Genomic DNA, 542 nt, shown 5'->3' with positions numbered 1-542 from the left:
CGCGGGGGTCCGGACCGGCGCACGATGGGCGTGGGGGCGCGCTCCTCGTCCTCGGACGCGAGCGACGCGGGCCGGCGCACGATGGGCGTGGCCGCGGGCGCTTCGTCTTCTTCCGTCGGCCGGCGCACGATGGGCGTGGCCGCGGGTGCTTCGTCTTCTCCCGACGTCGGCCGGCGCACGATGGGCGTCGCTCCGGAGGAGGCCGCGTCGGAGCCCTCTTGGTCGGTGGCGGATCCGCCGTCGTCCGGGGCCTTCTGCGAGGACTCGCGGGCGGAGGGCGGCTTCGCGGAGGGGCTCGTCACCCGTTCGGTGGGAGGAGAGGACTCCTCTCCGAGCCGAGCCGTCTGGGACTCCGAGGCCTCCCGCGCGGCGGCGGCTTCGTCCCGCGAGGAGGCCGGCGGCGTGGGCTCCCGGAGCGGCAGGCCCATCACCATGGGGACTTCGTCGGGCCGCATGTCGGGCTCGGTCTTGACCAGCCGCGTGTCGAGCCCTTCCTCCAACGCCATGCCCATCACCAGCGGCAGGTCCTCGGCGCCTTCCTT

Annotated in this window: 1 pseudogene; it reads right to left on the bottom strand. The window is 75.1% G+C overall.

From position 1 onward, the window contains the following. Positions 1-542: pseudogene (locus tag D7V93_RS45740) on the bottom strand (glycosyl transferase family 1); the annotation flags it as partial.

This window comes from Corallococcus llansteffanensis (assembly GCF_003612055.1).
Lineage (GTDB): Bacteria > Myxococcota > Myxococcia > Myxococcales > Myxococcaceae > Corallococcus > Corallococcus llansteffanensis.
Note: the sequence above shows the minus strand (reverse complement) of the source record. Positions and strands in the feature narration are given on the sequence as shown.